A 15308-nucleotide genomic window follows, 5' to 3' on the forward strand; every position below is an offset into this window, starting at 1 on the left:
ACTAAAATGTCACTAACCTGCTCCAATTTCAAAAACCGCTTCTTTATCCAAGATGAGCAGTTGGCGCTTTTGCAAACTGTTTCTGAACAGATGTTAGACCGCTTGCCAGCTATTATTGATGAGCTGTATGAGTATATGCGTCAGTTTCCAAAGTTTAAGGATTATTTTCACTCTGAAGACTATATCGCTAAGGTGAAACAGCTGCAAATAGAGCACTGGCGCTCTTTCTGGGAAGATGACCTAGATGATGCTTATTTGCATAAGCGAGTACGCATCGGAGAGGTACATGCCCGCATCGGTCTGCCCTTAGATATGTATTATGATGCTGTCATGATACTCAATAAACTCTTTGAAGATGAATTTAATGCTTTGGGGGTAGAGACGGTGGCTTTGTCTACTGCCTATCACCGACGGGTGGCTTTGGATGTCTATATTGTTGTAGATACCTACAACAAAATCATGAAGGAGCGCCTAGAGGAGCAAAATGAAGCTTTGCGAGAAATGTCTACTCCAGTAGCCCAAATCGCCGAGCATATTTTATTGTTGCCTTTAGTGGGAATTATTGACTCTAAACGTGCTCAGGAGCTGATGAGCAGTATGCTTGACAAGGTGGGGCAAATGGCTGCTAAAGTCTTTATCTTAGACATTAGTGGAATTGCTGTAGTGGATACCGCCGTAGCCAACCACCTCATTAAAATGACTAAAGCTTCTCGCTTAATGGGCTGCGATTGTATTATTTCAGGCATCTCGCCTGCAGTGGCCCAAACTATTGTAGAGCTAGGGGTGCAAATTGATGAAATTATCACGGAGGGCACTATGCGGGCCGCTTTAAATGAGGCCTATAAACTGACTGGCTTAGAACTTCGACAAATTAAAAAATAGATGGAACAACTCCATAGAATACCTGTACAGCGCTCAGAGGACAAATTGATTGTTCCTATTCAGTATGAGCTAACAGCTCCTGCCTTGAACGCCTTAAAAGATCGCCTTTTTAATCAGATCCAAGGCCAAAACTACAAGGGGGTAGCTTTTGACCTCTCTGGTTTGGAGCTCATCGATGCAGAAGAACTAGAAAGTCTGCTGCAACTGATGCGAACGCTCAAAATTGTAGGTTTGGTCCCTGTGCTTTGTGGCCTCTCTCCTGGTCTAACCGCCACTATTGTCGGTCTAGACATTTCTTTTGATGCCCTAGCCGTAGAGGCAGATCTTAAATTGGCCCTAGAATACTTATCTAAGTTATAATGGAACTTGTTTTTAGACAACATATTCGTACAGAGATGGACCTACATCTCACGATCCATAAAACAAGCAATTTGCTTAAGGATCTAGGCTTTCCTACTATTGCAGTAGCTAAGCTCAGTACTTCTGTGTCTGAACTGGGCTATAATATTTTGAAGTATGCCAAAGAAGGCTATTTTAATGTAGAAAAGATCAACTATCCCCGCCTAGGCGTAAGGGTGGTGGCCATAGATCAAGGACCAGGAATTGAAGATATTGAGGCCGCACTACAAGATAGTTTTAGTACTTCCGGAACCCTAGGCCTTGGCCTTCCTGGCGTTCGCCGAATGATGGATGAATTTAACATCAAAAGCGAGTTTGGTAAGGGAACCGAGGTGAGCATCGTAATTTATAAATCATGAGTTGGGTCAGACGATATGAGGACGAATACTTCCAGTTGCACTATTCTTGGCGAAATTGCCGAGGAGAGCAGTGCTGTGGAGATGCAGTACTGGTCCACAGAGAAGAAAGTTCTATCTTCTTGGCCCTGATTGATAGCCTTGGCCATGGCCCAAAAGCCGCAGAAATGTCAGATAAGCTTAAAGACTATCTGAAAAAATATCACTATCTTCCGCTAGACGAATTGCTCCAAAAGGCTCACCGCCACTTTGAAGCAAGCCGAGGCGCAGCCCTAGCGGTTTGCCGCCTGCATGAAGATGGTCGCTTAGAGTATATCGGACTGGGCAATGTCGTGGTCCGAATTCTCGAACACCAACAAGAACAATTGCTGGTGTCTAAGGATGGCGTGCTGGGCCAAAGAGCCCGGCAGTTCCAAATCACTGAACATCAATTGCTGCCAGGATATGCCCTGATGATGTATTCGGATGGTATTAAAGGACGCCCCCTTTACCGTAAGAGTTGGCCCCTCAGAGGAACGCCCGAACTCTTATCAGATATTATCGAAAACTATGGACGTAGCTATGATGATCTCTCTATAGTCTACCTTAACCTCCTGAAATAACCTGCTTATGTTCTTGCACACTAGCCATATTCGAATACAAGCCATAGAAGATATTTACCACTTCAGACATAAAGTCTTTAGTGTGGCAGAGTTGCTGACTGTAGACGCTATTACAGTCACTACCCTAAGTAATTCTATCTCTTCCTATTTGCGCAAATTGCCCTACCCCCAAGAGGTAGAGGTGCAGCTCAAAGGCGATGGAGAAAAAATTACACTCAGCGTTCAGGTGCAAAGATCGGCTAAGGAAGAACGCCTCTTGGCTGCTTTCTTTGACGAAATCCAACCCACCAATAATAGTAGCGAGCTCTTGCTAATCAAGCATTTTCGCCTCAGAGAAGATTTTGAAGGAAAGTTCCGCGCCGCCTCTAATATCCTAGACCTAAAAACAAAGGAGGAGCTGGCCCAAGAATTACTAGAGTCTTCAGAAAATCTCCGTAAGGCTACTTTGGCCAAAGCACGGATGGAAAACGAGCTGAATGTAGCCCGCGATATCCAACTCAGTATGCTGCCGCTTAGCTTTCCCGCTTTTCCCAATAAAGATGAAATTGAGGTCTTTGCCCAACTTATCCCCGCCCGAGAAGTAGGAGGCGATTTCTACGATTTTTATTTCCTCGATGATCGCCACCTCGCTATCGTTGTCGGAGACGTTTCTGGTAAAGGCGTTCCCGCCGCCCTCATGATGGCGGTCTGTAAAACGCTGCTCAAATCAAGAGCAAGTACAGAGCAATCTACCGCTAGTATTCTCACTTATGTGAATACCGAAATGGCTAAGGATAACCCCAAGTCGATGTTCGTGACGCTCTTTATGGGCATTCTCGATGTGCAAACTGGGCAGTTTACTTATTCTAATGCGGGACACAACCCCACTTATATCCGCCGAGCCGATGGCGAACTCGAACGCCTGAGCAAATTGCATGGCCCCGTTTTGGCCGCTATGGAGGGCCTCGTCTATCGAGAGTCTACCATAGAACTCAAAACCGATGATCTGGTTTTTGCCTATACCGACGGAATTACAGAGGCCCACAATGAAGCTAATGAGCTCTTTTCGGATGAGCGCCTACAACAGTTGCTCAAACAATATCCCGATGAACAGGCCCAGCCTACCGTAGAACGCATTGTTCAGGCTACCCAAATTTTTAAGGGAGAACGAGAGCAGTTTGATGATATTACAGCCATCGCCCTGAGCTTCTTAGGTAAGGGCCAAGCCGTGGCCACCTACGATAAGGAGTTCTGTATCAAGAACGAAATCTCTGAGGTCCAACGAGCCATGATTATCTTTGAGGAGTTTGCCCATGAGCACCGCATCCCTATGCCGGTTATGCTCAAGGTCAATATTGTCCTCGATGAACTATTATCTAATATTATTAAGTATGGCTTTGAGGATGAGGATCGCCTCCAACTCATCGACATTAAAATAGAGTTGCAAGCCGGCAAGCTATTACTCGAAATTTCGGATCGTGGCCTGCCTTTTAACCCCTTCCAAAAAACGCCGCCCGATTTGAGCAAGTCGATTGAAGAGCGCGAAATTGGTGGCTTGGGGATCCATTTGGTCCGCAAACTGATGGATGAGCACTCTTATAAACGCAAAATTGATCAGAATGTCGTACTCATGATTAAGTACAATATTTTTGAGTAATTTTTGGGGCCTCCGCAGCTTCGCTGCGGCACTCCCTTGCGGGGCTCGCAGGTCTGCTCGGCCCTGCGGCGGCTTTGCCGCCTTGGTCTGCCGCTATGCGGCACCCCTACAGGCAGCTAGGCCTGCGGGCGCTAAAGCGCCCTGTAGACTGCTCCTCCCTTCGGTCGTCGAAGTAGGGCAGTCTTTCCCTATTTTAGCCCCTAGCGTTTTCTATAGCTTCCTCCCCCCCAATATTCTGGCTTTTGGGCCAGAGGCAGGGCGGCGGCTATTGGCTGAGGGATGGAAAGTGGTGCGGCGAAGCCGCAGACCCAAGTTTTTGAGCGCAGCGAAAAAACTGCAGGGCCGAGCAGACCTGCGAGCCACGACAGAGCCCGACCCAAGGCCGTAGGCCGCAGGGGCAGCCCCAAAAAAAACAAAAAACAAAGAAGAACAAGCAGTCTGCAAAACGCAAGCTGATGCAAAGACCCCATTATTCGCAGTATGGAAAGCAGATATGATAGGACAAAAATTTAGGCAAGAATGGCGTAGCAACTGGCTGCAGGCCAAACCTTCCTGGCAAGAGGATGGCGTGGCTGCATTTAGTATGGCTATGGTCACCATACCGCTTTGCCTAGGGATTGCCCTAGCTTCGGGAGTTCCGCCCATGGCCGGTTTATTTTCGGCTATTATGGGTGGGTTGATTGCCACTCTTTTTCGGAGTAGCCAATTGACCATGAATGGCCCCGCAGCTAGTTTAATTGTAGTCACCCTGAGTTGTATAGAGCTCTTGGGCGATGGCAATGCCTTGGCGGGATTTCGGTATTTTTTAGCGGCCACAGTAGTAGCTGGAGTGTTTTTGATGCTCTTCGGCCTTCTTCGTTTGGGCCGTTATGGAGATATATTTTCTAGATCGGTTATTTATGGTGTTTTAGGCGCTATTGGGCTGATCATTTTGGGTAAACAGATGCCGGTGGCCTTAGGCGCCGAGAGCTGGGCCCTAACGCCCATGGAGAGCTTGGAGGAGATTCCAGAGCTCTTTTTGCGCCAAAACCCTATTGTGGGGCTGATTACCTTGGGCTCGGTGGCCCTTTTGGTTTTGCAGGCCTATACCAAAAACCGTTGGATACAGATGATTCCGGGCCCAGTTTGGGTTATTGGTTTTAGTATGATTATGGCTTATCTGCTCAATTTGGATGAGCCGCATACGGTGGAGGCTATGGGCCAAAGTTTTGCTTTGGGCCCAGATTTATTGGTCAATTTACCTGAGGACATTTGGGAAAATGTGGTCTATCCCGACTTCTCAAAGTGGGACCATTTTTACTTCTGGCAGATTGTGGTCACCATTACCCTGATTGTGTCTATTGAGACCGTGATTTCGGCCAAGGCCATGGATAAAATTGATCCTTTGGGTCGACAAACCAATCTGAATAAGGATCTCTTTGCTTGTGGATTGAGCAGTATTTTTTCGGCCTGTGTTGGTGGCCTGCCCGTGATTACGGCCGTGCCTATGTATTATGGGGCAAAAACCAAATGGGCCAATTTATTTCAGGCCTTGATGTTGGTTGTTTTTGTGCTCTTTTTGCCTGTATTTGCTCGGGGGGTGCCCTTGGCTGCACTGGCCACCTTGCTTATTTTTACGGCCTATAAATTGGCCTCTCCAAAAATCTTTAAGGATACTTTTCGCCTAGGTTTAGAGCAGTTTGTGGTCCTTATTTCGACCCTGCTCATGATTCTATTTAACGGCTTACTTTGGGGAATTGCCTTTGGTTTTGCCGTGACTATTTTCTTGCAGTATAGCCAATCTAATTTAGAGTTTAAGCAGTTTTGGCGTTACCTTTTGCGCCCCGATATTCAGGTAGAAGAGCGGGCCGATGGGCAGATTTATGTGGCCATTAAGGGCGTCATCAACTTCATCAATATTTTACAGCTAAAAAATACGCTGCGTTCGGCCAACAAAAAGGACCTCTTGATTTTGGACCTTTCTAATACTCGTTTGGTAGACTCGGCGGTTTTGGAGTACCTCAATGAGGAGGTAGAGCGCTATGATTTGCCCAACCTCAACTTTGATATTATTGGTTTAGATGCGCATGAAACCTCTTCGCGTCACCCCAATGCCATGCACGTATTGCCCGAAAACAAAAAGCCACAGCTGACCAAAAGGCAGCAGGCTTTGGGCGAATTGGCAGAGGCAAAAAGCGGGCAATTTTGGCCCGAGCTGAGTTGGGAGGTGAATATGCTCAAGCAGTTTAGTTTTTTCCAGACTCGGCCCATTGAATATAAGCTCAATATGGCTAAGGGGAACTACCAACTCTTTTTTGAATGGGAGAGTTGTGATTTGACCTTTGCCCAGGGGGCGCTTTTCAATGCGCAGGCCTATCATAGTAGTATTATCTTGTTGCACCTTCCCTTTAATGCACCGCTTTTTGTTTTGGAGGCCGAAAAAGGTCCCACTAAAATAGGCGCGCAATTATCGGTTTATAAGGATGTCAACTTTAGATCCCATCCCCAATTTTCGCATCGCTACCTCTTGCGTGGCCCCAGCGAAAAAGATATGCGTGAGTTTTTTGATACGGATTTGCTCGACTTTTTGGAGAGCCAGCCCACGCACTATATCGAATCGAACGGAACCATGATTTTCATAATGCACCAGTTGCGCTTTGCCTCTTTACAAGAAATGCGAGAAATGCACAATTTTGCAGAGGAACTCTCTAAAAAGCTCATGTTGAGCTGGCGCAAACAAACTCAAGCACAATTAAAATCTTAGGAACATGAATCATATTATTCAATATAAGGCCAACCGTTTATTTTTGGTCCTAGGAGGTTTCTTTATTGCCAATGCAATTATTGCAGAATTCATTGGCGTGAAAATCTTTTCTCTAGAGGCTAGCGGTGGTTTTGACCCCCTAGGATTGATGATTCTAGGCTATGAACTCAATTTAGATCTTACGGCTGGTGTTTTACTTTGGCCCGTTGTTTTCATTATGACCGATGTCATCAATGAGTATTTTGGCGCCAAAGGGGTGCGCTTCCTCTCGCAGGGGGCCGTGGTCCTTATTCTCTACGCCTTCTTAATGGTCTTTCTGAGTATTGCACTGGTGCCCGCTAGTTGGTGGCCAGGCAGCCGAGCAGGCAATGGAGGACCAGAAGATATGCAAATAGCATTTCAAGCTATTTTTGGACAAGGACTCTGGATTATCGTGGGCTCGCTCACCGCCTTTTTAGTGGGCCAAATTGTAGATGTAATCGTTTTTCAACGCATCAAAAGAGCAACCGGAGAAAGCCGCATCTGGATGAGAGCAACCGGCTCTACCCTGGTATCTCAACTCATTGATAGCTTTGTAGTCCTTTATATCGCTTTTGGCCTAGGCGCCGATTGGACCTTTGACCGCATCATTGCTGTAGGAACCGTTAATTATATTTATAAATTTACTGTGGCCATCCTCCTAACGCCTTTGCTTTATTGGATGCACCACATTATTGATAACTATTTGGGCAAGAAATTAGCTGATGAACTTAAACATACAGCACTTCTCCCAGCCAAGGAATCATCTTCAAAAGAAGGAGAGTAGTCTCCATCAATAACCGATCATCAATCTTATGCAGAAAAAACAGCTATGGGCGATCTTGCTCTTGGTATTTGCTTTGGCCGCTTGTACTGGCGGTAAAAAAGCAGGCAGTTCACTTTATGAAAAGTCAAGCAAAACTCCAGAGGAGATCTCCAAAATATTTAACAAATTTGACCGCCTAAAATCACAGCTAGTAGGCCACTTTAGTAATCGTCAACAACTTTTAGAAGAAAATAGCGCCGAACCCCCCCAAGAGTTTGTGGTGGTTCCCATTTTTCAATATGACCGCCCAGGAGAGTTTTGGGTCTATCTCGAACTATTTTCTCCCGATATGAAAGAAAGCCCACTCGATCAACGCATCGAACAATATGTGCAAATTGATCGCGATAGCTTCCGCCAAGAGGTGTATTACCTCAAAGAACCCGAAAAGTATATCAATGCCTGGAAAAAAAGCAAGTTCCCTAAACTCGATATCCGTAAGGACCTGATCAAAAACCCCGCCTGCGACCTGACAATCATTCATCAGGAACACAAAAAAGGAAGCTTCAAAACCCTAATGCCGGATGAGGTAACCTGCGAAATGCTTACTTCTACTACGGCTGCCCGCTATGTCGACCTCATGTATGAAACTACCGATGAGGGCTATACCATGTGGTTTACTTTCTATGATAAGAATAAACAAAAACTCAAGGCTACAGAAGGCCCCGGCCTGTCTTTCCTCCGCCTTAATCCTGGCGATGAAGGCTATATTAAAGTAGGGAAGAATTAGTCTAAACCATTTGAAAGTCTAATTGTTTTTGCTTATTATTAAATGAGCATTCAAAAGATACAAAGGCCTCGCTCTGCGAGGCCTTTGCTATTTCTGCCTCCCCAGATACTTTATGTATGAAGTCTTGCTAGCCCTTTTGTCTAAAGAGAAATTTACTGGCAGAATAATGCGAGTAAAGAGCACCCCTTTAGCTCATTTTCTCGTTAAACAAATAGAATGTATTCCCCCATTCCCGCCTCTAAAGAAGCACTTACTTTTTTAGAGAGATATAGAAAAAATTAGCATGAACTATCAACAAATTTATGAGCAGCTCCCTACGCCTGCAATTATCCTATCCGAAGACCTTCGGATAGCGCTAGTAAATCAAGCTGCTACAGAATTATTAAAGCAGGAGGCAAGCCAACTCATTGGCGAGTATAGCAGCATTTGCCTGCCTTTTGTGCCGCAGGCCCTACAAGCTTACCGCAAAGGAGAACGGCAAGCAAAAGTCTATGAGCTTTATGGCTTATTTGAAGGCGTATCTCATTTGCGCGTCCATATTCAAGAACTGAAAAATGAGGCAGAAACTAAACGCTATCTGCTTTTCCTCGAAGACCAAAGCGAACAGGCCCAAATGCAAGCCGGCTCTCAAGCCCTGCAATTGACCATCGATAAGTCTTTTGGCCGTATTGAGTTTGACCCTCTCGGAAATATCCTCTATCTCAATGATAATTTTGCCCAACTCATGGGCTTTAATTCTGCCCAAGAGGTCATCGGTAAACATCACTCTATTTTTGTGAGCGATAGCTACAAAAAATCTATAGCGTACCAACAGTTTTGGCAGTCTTTGGCCCTAGGCCAAACCCAAGAAGGGGAGTTTAAACGCCAAAATATCAAGGGCGAAGATGTCTGGATCCAAGCCGCTTATACCCCAGTCAAAAACCAAGAGGGAAAGGTGAGCAAGATTGTTAAAATTGCCCTAGATATCACAAAACAAAAAGCTATTTCACTCAATGCAGAGGCCCTCCGAGAAACTATAGATAGCTCTTTTGGCCGAATTGAGTTTGATCCAAATGGAAATATCCTAGATGTTAATGATAATTTTGTCCAACTAATGGGCTATCACCATAAACGAGAGTTACTCGGCCATCATCATTCTATGCTGGTGGACCCCGACTACCGAAATAGTGATAAATATCAGCAGTTTTGGGCCGACCTCTCTATGGGCCAAAAACAAGAAGGGGAGTTCCGCCGCATCTCTAAAACAGGAAAAGATGTTTTTATCCTAGCGGCCTATACTCCCGTAGAAGATGAATCGGGCCGAGTGACTAAGGTGGTCAAAATCGCTAATGATATTAGCCGCCAAAAAGAGGTGGTCCTAGAAGTCAATCGTGTGGTGGCCGCCGCAGGCCAAGAAGGTAATCTGGGCGCCCGACTCAAGCTAGAAAATGCAAGTGGCGACTGGCTAATGCTGGTCGATTCTGTCAATATGCTGCTCGAATCTGTCTCTACACCCATCGGCCAACTTGGCAAAATTATCGACCAATTGGCTGAGGGCGACCTCACTGGCCAATTCGATATCGAAGTCCAAGGCGATATCCGCAATCTTAGCGAAGGAATCAACCAAGCTATCCTTAGCCTCAATGGCCTGCTCACGAATACGGCCCAAATTGCTGATCTGCTGGCCACTGCCTCAGAAGAAATGCTGACCAAAGGCGAGGAAATGCAAAGTACAACCAAAGAAGCCGCTTCCGCAACTCAACAAATGGCCCAAGGAGCCCAACAACAGGCGCAACAAACCGATGAGGCCAGCAAACAAATGGATGAGCTGCTCAAGGCCGCTAACCTGATGAAACAAAAGGCCGAGCTGATTAACCAAGCCGCTCATAAGGGCCAAAGTTCTTCCTCAGAAGGCCTGGCTACCCTAAAACTTATGGTCGATAATATGGAGTCGATCCGCCAATCTGCCCAAAGTACAGCCCAGTCTATTTCGGTGCTCTCCAACCGCTCCGAGGAAATTGCAAGCACGCTCAGCATTATTACCGATATCGCCTCGCAAACCAATTTACTGGCCCTAAATGCCGCTATCGAAGCCGCTAGAGCCGGTGAAGCCGGCCGAGGTTTTGCCGTGGTCGCCGAGGAAATTCGCAAACTGGCCGAGGGCTCCCGCCGCTCTGCCGTCAATATCGAACGCATCATCCGAGAGGTCCAAAAGGATATCTATGCCGCTAGCCGAGCTATCGAGCTGATGGAGGAAAATGTGAAGTCGGGCGGAGAAGCTTCTAAAGAGGCTGAAGAGGTCTTTAAGGATATTCAAGAGTCTAATAACCAAACGTTTAGCCTCTCGGAAAGTATCGTCTATTCTAGCAACCAACAAAAGGAGGCTATTGATGCTACGGTCCGAAATATCGAGAAAATTGTCGTGGTCGCCGAGGAAACTGCCTACGGTACCGAACAGGTCGCCAATTCTACCCGAGTGCTCAGCCAAGGGATGAATGAGGTTTCGGCAACCAGTAAGGACCTGGCCGAAGTGGCTACCCAACTCCAAGAGAATATTCTGAAATTTAAATTGAGATAATATGCCCAAAGAGGAAAATCAACAGGCCTATATCTCGCTGGATGAACTGCAACAGGCCGCCCAAGAGGAACGCAAAAAAATGACCGACACAACCAAAGGTCCGCAAATCCAATTGGTGAGCTTTGAGCTTGGAGAAACAACCTACGCCCTCCCCATTTCGGCCGCTAAAGAAGTGCTGCCCTGCCCCCCTATGGCCAAAATTCCCAAGGCGCAGGCCCATATCCAAGGGGTGGTCAATGTCCGTGGAGAGATCCTTGCAGCCATCAATATCTTTAACTTGCTCGACCAAAAAATAGGGGCCGAACAAAAGGCGGATTTCTTTCTGGTCCTCCAACAAAAGGATAAAAAACAAGGCCTACTCATCCCCAAACTGCCCGAAACCCTCAAGGTGAATCTCCAAGATCTCCAAAAAGCAGATGGGCTCTTCCAAAATAATCCTTATATCAAAGCCCTTTTTCAAAGCCCAAAAGGAATTGCGGTGCTTCTAGATATTGATAAAATTTAAGCTGCTGTTTTGGGGCCTCCCGCCTTCGGCGGGCGGTTACTCCCTTCGGTCGTCGAACTGCGGCCTAAAGGCCTTGTTGTCGCTCCGCAGCTCGCTGCTGTTTTGGGGCCTCCGCAGCAAAGCTGCGGCGCTACGTTTCGCAGCTCGCTATTCGCTCGGCCCTGCGCCAGCAAGCTGGCTGGGTCTGGCCCCTCGGGCCACTGCTGCACATCGCTAGGCCAATACAAAGGGCCTTTGGCCAAAAAACTCGCCAAGGCTCGCCAAAAAATAAAGGGCTAGCCCCTAAATTCATTTTTAATTATCCACCCTCCTCAAAAATCCATTATGAAAAAGAAAGTCTTAATTGTAGACGATTCGCTCTATATGCGTAGCCTGATCCTCAAGTCTTTTCAGGCTGCAGAAGAAGAATATGAAGTGGTCGGCCAAGCCGCCAATGGCGAACAAGCTATTGATTTGGCCATGGTCCTAGAACCCGACCTCATTACCCTAGATAATATCTTGCCCGATATGATCGGTAGCGATATTCTAGAGGTCTTCCAAGCCGAAGAACTAAACGCCAAAGTCATTATGATTAGCGCCGTAGGCCAAGAGTCTGTTATTCAAGATTGCCTCAAATTGGGGGCCTCTGCCTATTTGGTCAAACCCTTTACCCCAGAAGAATTACTCGATACCGCAAATAAATGCCTCAATGACCAAATTACCGAATAAGCCCAAACGCATCTTATTGGCCGAAGATTCGGCTGTGATGCGCCAGCTGATTCGTTCTTGGTTGGGCAATAATCGAGGCTATGATATTGTGGGCCAAGCCAGAGATGGTAAGGAGGCCGCAGAAATGGCCGCCAAATTTCAACCTGATTTGGTCCTGATGGACCTTTTTATGGGCGATTACGACGGCCTTTATGGGGTAGAGCAAATTATGAAATCAAATTGCCCTTGTCCCATTTTGTTGCTCTCTGCAGCCAGCCAAGGCGAAGAGCTTTTGCTCAAAGCCTTGGCGGCTGGGGCCACCGATGTACTGGCCAAGCCCTCTTTGCGCGATGGCAATTTGCAGCATTTTGGTCTAGAGTTGGACCAAAAAATTAAGGCGGCCCTAGCCACTAATTTGGCCCAAAAACCACAGGCTTTTGCTAGCCAAGCCAAACACTCTTTTTCAACAGATTTGCCCTACGAAATGCTATTGTTGGGCGCTTCTACTGGCGGTCCCGCCACCCTAGAGTTTATTTTGGCCCAATTGCCCGAAAATTGGCCGCTGCCTATTGTTATTGCCCAGCATATGCCGCAGGCCTTTTTGCCCGCTTTTGCCAGCCGCCTACAAAAGTTGTCGAAACTAAAGGTGAGTCTGGCCCAAAATGGAGAACGCCCAAAACCCAATCAGGTCTATTTGGCCCCTGGAGATCATCATTTGCTCTTGCGGGGAATTCCTAATGACTACCTTTTTGCTTGGAGCCAAAGAACGCATCCTTCCTATAATTACCCTTCTGTAGACGCCCTTTTTGAGTCGGCCGCAGAGGTGATTGGAAAAACTCTTTTGGGGGTTTTGCTCACGGGAATGGGGTCCGATGGGGCCAAAGGCTTATTGGCCATTAAGGAGGCTGGCGGCTTTACGATCAACCAAGATGAAGCTAGCTCTAGCATTTATGGAATGCCCCGAGCGGCTCAAGAAATAGGCGCCAGCCGAAGGGAGTTGTCTCTCTCGGCTATTCCGCCCTTTTTGGTCCAATTACTAGATATGGAGTAGGCGGCAAAGCCGCCTTGGCCGCAGGCCAACTGGCCTAGCGATGTGCAGCAGTGGCCGTTAGGCCAGACCCAGCCGCCGCAGGCGGCGCAGGGCCGAGCGAAGAGCGAGCTGCGAAACGTAGCGCCCGCCGAAGGCGGGAGGCCCCAAAAAAACAGTTAAACTCAGTAAAAGCAAAACAGTTGGAAACAGGAGATGAGTACAAGGCGATATTTTTAGCAGAAGCAGAACAGCAGCAGGCGGAACTAGAAGCCTTGTTTTTGCAGCTAGAAGCTAGTCCCGAGCGCAAAGACCTCTGGGCCCCTATTTTTAGGTTGACGCACACCCTAAAGGGGAATGCTATGGGCCTAGGTTATGAGGGCATTGCGGCGGTGAGTCATCTTTTGGAAGATTATTTTAAGGCCCTACAGGCTGGAGAATTTCCGCTTTGGCCCGATGATATTGCGCTTTTTTTGCGAAGCAGTGACCTACTTTCTGATTTAATTGCGGCCATTCGGACGGAAGAAAAACTAGCCTATAAAGGCTTTAGCACCAAGCTAAAAGTAGCTTTGCGAAAGGCCAAAAAGCGGGAAAATAGGGTGGAGGCGCTGCCTACCTCTGAAGAAAAAGAAGCGCCTAAAGAACCCGCCGAAAACCTATCGGCTCCTCGAGATATTCGGCTTTCGGACCATTTGAAAGTGCCCGTAGAACGGCTAACGCAGCTGCTCAATTTGGTGGGAGAGCTCAGTATAGAAAAGGACCGATTGATGTTGGAAGATCAGCAGGAAAAAGGCAATGATTATCGCTTTTTGACCCTACATCGGCTGAGTACAGAGCTGCAATACCAGATTATGCAACTGCGGATGTCTGAGTTGCAGTTGCTCTTTGCCAAATATCCGAGAATCTTGAGCGACTTGTGTCGACAAACGGGCAAAAAGGCCCGCCTAGAGATTCGGGGAGGACAGACGGAGATTGACCGCAACCTTTTGCCCGTTATTGCCGATGCCTTACAACATTTATTGCGCAATGCGATGAGTCATGGCATAGAAAAGCCCGAGGAACGCCTATTGGCGGGCAAAGAGGAAGTAGGGACATTATTGTTGCAGGCAAGGACCAATAAGGACCAGGTTGTTATTGAGTTAACTGATGATGGAGCGGGCGTAGACCGTAAAAAAATTGAGCAAAAACTCATTGAATTAGGTTGGCTAACTGCGGCCCAGCTGGCCAAATTGAGTGATGAAGAATGCTTTGAATACCTCTTTAAATCGGGTTTTTCTTCGGCCAGTGAATTGACTGATTTGGCGGGTAGGGGAGTGGGCCTAGATGCGGTTCGGAATGCCCTACAATCTTTGGGGGGCAAACTGAGTTTGTCCACCGTTTTAGGCAAAGGAAGTACCTTTTGTTTACAAATGCCTTACTCTATGGCCATGCGCACCGTGCTTCTTTTTGAGCAAGGCGGACAAAGCTTTGCCCTGCCTATTGATATGGCGGATTTAGTGCTGAGCATTAGGCGCAAATCTTTAGAGTGGGTGGGCCAGAACTGGATGTGCAACTATGAGGGCGACTTTTATCCGATTCGGGCTTTGGCCCAGGTATTTGGGCAAAAAAAAGAAGGCATCGCCGAGCTAGATGCAGAGGCGGAGCTTCAGCTCTTACTTTTGCATTATGGAGATCAGCGAATGGCCCTTTGGGTAGATCGTTTGCAGCAACAAAAAGAGATTTTTGAACGCAAATTAGCTCCTCCCTTAGACCAACATCCTTTGTTTAGGCGAGCTGCGATTTTGGGCAATGGCGAAGTTTGTTTGCTATTGACCATAGACACACTATTTGAGGACTTCAAGCGAGAACGGGATGCGTAAACAAGAAGAATTTAGTCAGTTGCTATTGGCTGCTGTACCAAAAATGCTCGAGCTTTTGCAGAGCTATAGTGGGAAAAAGGTAAACTACTTGGGCATAGACTGTCTGGACCAACTTCCGAAGGAGGGGAGTTGTTGGCAAACCCAGCTGAAAGGCCCAATTGTAGGCGCATCTTTTTTGCTCATTCCTCAGGCTTGGAAACAAGCAATTTTGGCCCAAGCAGGAGCGGCTGTCTCTGCCGAAATGGAAGAAGCCTTTTTTATCGAACTGGACAACATCCTTTCGGGGAACTTTTTGGCCAGCTTTGCGGACCATTATGAGGGCTTAATTTATGGTTTACCCCCAGTATTTAAAAACTGGAAAGAGATAAGCGCGGAGAGTTGGTCTTTTCGCTTATCTTTTAGCGCAGTGGGCCTCCCCAAGCCAGTCTGTATTTATTGGACCGTAGCTGGGGAACAGCTACCCAAAAATAGGATAAAATAAGCC

14 protein-coding genes are annotated in these 15308 nt (G+C 47.0%); all 14 read left to right on the plus strand.

Annotated elements, in window-relative coordinates:
• Positions 1–6 precede the first annotated feature (6 nt).
• The 14 genes from SGRA_RS14610 to SGRA_RS14685 all read left to right on the plus strand — a co-directional run bounded on the left by SGRA_RS14610 (position 7) and on the right by SGRA_RS14685 (position 15305).
• Positions 7–882, plus strand: coding sequence for a protoglobin domain-containing protein (locus tag SGRA_RS14610; RefSeq protein ID WP_015693535.1), 876 nt, complete (start codon positions 7–9; stop codon positions 880–882).
• Positions 883–1242 carry an STAS domain-containing protein gene (locus SGRA_RS14615; protein WP_002657047.1) on the plus strand — a complete coding sequence of 120 codons (360 nt, stop codon included), beginning with the start codon at positions 883–885 and terminating at the stop codon, positions 1240–1242.
• Positions 1242–1640, plus strand: coding sequence for an anti-sigma regulatory factor (locus SGRA_RS14620; RefSeq protein ID WP_015693536.1), 399 nt, complete (start codon positions 1242–1244; stop codon positions 1638–1640). The genes SGRA_RS14615 and SGRA_RS14620 overlap by 1 nt, the downstream gene beginning before the upstream one ends.
• Positions 1637–2239: a SpoIIE family protein phosphatase gene (locus tag SGRA_RS14625; protein ID WP_015693537.1), complete on the plus strand. Its 603-nt coding sequence runs from the start codon at positions 1637–1639 to the stop codon at positions 2237–2239. Before SGRA_RS14620 ends, SGRA_RS14625 begins: the two co-directional genes overlap by 4 nt.
• Positions 2240–2246: 7 nt before the next feature.
• Complete coding sequence (locus SGRA_RS14630) at positions 2247–3875, plus strand: ATP-binding SpoIIE family protein phosphatase (protein WP_015693538.1); 1629 nt, start codon at positions 2247–2249, stop codon at positions 3873–3875.
• 493 nt (positions 3876–4368) lie between these two features.
• Positions 4369–6618: a SulP family inorganic anion transporter gene (locus tag SGRA_RS14640; protein WP_015693540.1), complete on the plus strand. Its 2250-nt coding sequence runs from the start codon at positions 4369–4371 to the stop codon at positions 6616–6618.
• A gap of 4 nt (positions 6619–6622) precedes the next feature.
• Positions 6623–7423, plus strand: a complete 801-nt coding sequence (locus SGRA_RS14645; RefSeq protein WP_015693541.1) for a queuosine precursor transporter — start codon at positions 6623–6625, stop codon at positions 7421–7423.
• A gap of 28 nt (positions 7424–7451) precedes the next feature.
• Positions 7452–8189, plus strand: a complete 738-nt coding sequence (locus SGRA_RS14650) for a chromophore lyase CpcT/CpeT (protein WP_015693542.1) — start codon at positions 7452–7454, stop codon at positions 8187–8189.
• 283 nt (positions 8190–8472) lie between these two features.
• A complete protein-coding gene (locus SGRA_RS14655) occupies positions 8473–10746 on the plus strand; it encodes a methyl-accepting chemotaxis protein (protein WP_015693543.1) in 2274 nt (757 codons plus the stop codon).
• 1 nt (position 10747) lies between these two features.
• The gene (locus tag SGRA_RS14660) at positions 10748–11251 is read left to right on the plus strand and encodes a chemotaxis protein CheW (protein WP_015693544.1); all 504 of its coding nucleotides are present in this window, start codon (positions 10748–10750) and stop codon (positions 11249–11251) included.
• 324 nt (positions 11252–11575) lie between these two features.
• The gene (locus tag SGRA_RS14670) at positions 11576–11959 is read left to right on the plus strand and encodes a response regulator (protein ID WP_015693546.1); all 384 of its coding nucleotides are present in this window, start codon (positions 11576–11578) and stop codon (positions 11957–11959) included.
• Positions 11940–12989: a chemotaxis-specific protein-glutamate methyltransferase CheB gene (cheB, locus tag SGRA_RS14675; RefSeq protein ID WP_015693547.1), complete on the plus strand. Its 1050-nt coding sequence runs from the start codon at positions 11940–11942 to the stop codon at positions 12987–12989. Before SGRA_RS14670 ends, cheB begins: the two co-directional genes overlap by 20 nt.
• A 179-nt stretch (positions 12990–13168) precedes the next feature.
• Complete coding sequence (locus SGRA_RS14680) at positions 13169–14824, plus strand: chemotaxis protein CheA (RefSeq protein ID WP_015693548.1); 1656 nt, start codon at positions 13169–13171, stop codon at positions 14822–14824.
• Positions 14817–15305, plus strand: coding sequence for a hypothetical protein (locus tag SGRA_RS14685; protein ID WP_015693549.1), 489 nt, complete (start codon positions 14817–14819; stop codon positions 15303–15305). The genes SGRA_RS14680 and SGRA_RS14685 overlap by 8 nt, the downstream gene beginning before the upstream one ends.
• The last annotated feature ends 3 nt before the right edge of the window (positions 15306–15308 follow it).

It is taken from the genome of Saprospira grandis str. Lewin, from assembly GCF_000250635.1.
GTDB lineage: Bacteria > Bacteroidota > Bacteroidia > Chitinophagales > Saprospiraceae > Saprospira > Saprospira grandis.

Coding starts and splice junctions, on each gene's coding strand:
- SGRA_RS14610 (WP_015693535.1), top strand. CDS start 7: ATGTCACTAACCTGCTCCAATTTCAAAAACCGCTTCTTTATCCAAGAT.
- SGRA_RS14615 (WP_002657047.1), top strand. CDS start 883: ATGGAACAACTCCATAGAATACCTGTACAGCGCTCAGAGGACAAATTG.
- SGRA_RS14620 (WP_015693536.1), top strand. CDS start 1,242: ATGGAACTTGTTTTTAGACAACATATTCGTACAGAGATGGACCTACAT.
- SGRA_RS14625 (WP_015693537.1), top strand. CDS start 1,637: ATGAGTTGGGTCAGACGATATGAGGACGAATACTTCCAGTTGCACTAT.
- SGRA_RS14630 (WP_015693538.1), top strand. CDS start 2,247: ATGTTCTTGCACACTAGCCATATTCGAATACAAGCCATAGAAGATATT.
- SGRA_RS14640 (WP_015693540.1), top strand. CDS start 4,369: ATGATAGGACAAAAATTTAGGCAAGAATGGCGTAGCAACTGGCTGCAG.
- SGRA_RS14645 (WP_015693541.1), top strand. CDS start 6,623: ATGAATCATATTATTCAATATAAGGCCAACCGTTTATTTTTGGTCCTA.
- SGRA_RS14650 (WP_015693542.1), top strand. CDS start 7,452: ATGCAGAAAAAACAGCTATGGGCGATCTTGCTCTTGGTATTTGCTTTG.
- SGRA_RS14655 (WP_015693543.1), top strand. CDS start 8,473: ATGAACTATCAACAAATTTATGAGCAGCTCCCTACGCCTGCAATTATC.
- SGRA_RS14660 (WP_015693544.1), top strand. CDS start 10,748: ATGCCCAAAGAGGAAAATCAACAGGCCTATATCTCGCTGGATGAACTG.
- SGRA_RS14670 (WP_015693546.1), top strand. CDS start 11,576: ATGAAAAAGAAAGTCTTAATTGTAGACGATTCGCTCTATATGCGTAGC.
- cheB (WP_015693547.1), top strand. CDS start 11,940: ATGACCAAATTACCGAATAAGCCCAAACGCATCTTATTGGCCGAAGAT.
- SGRA_RS14685 (WP_015693549.1), top strand. CDS start 14,817: ATGCGTAAACAAGAAGAATTTAGTCAGTTGCTATTGGCTGCTGTACCA.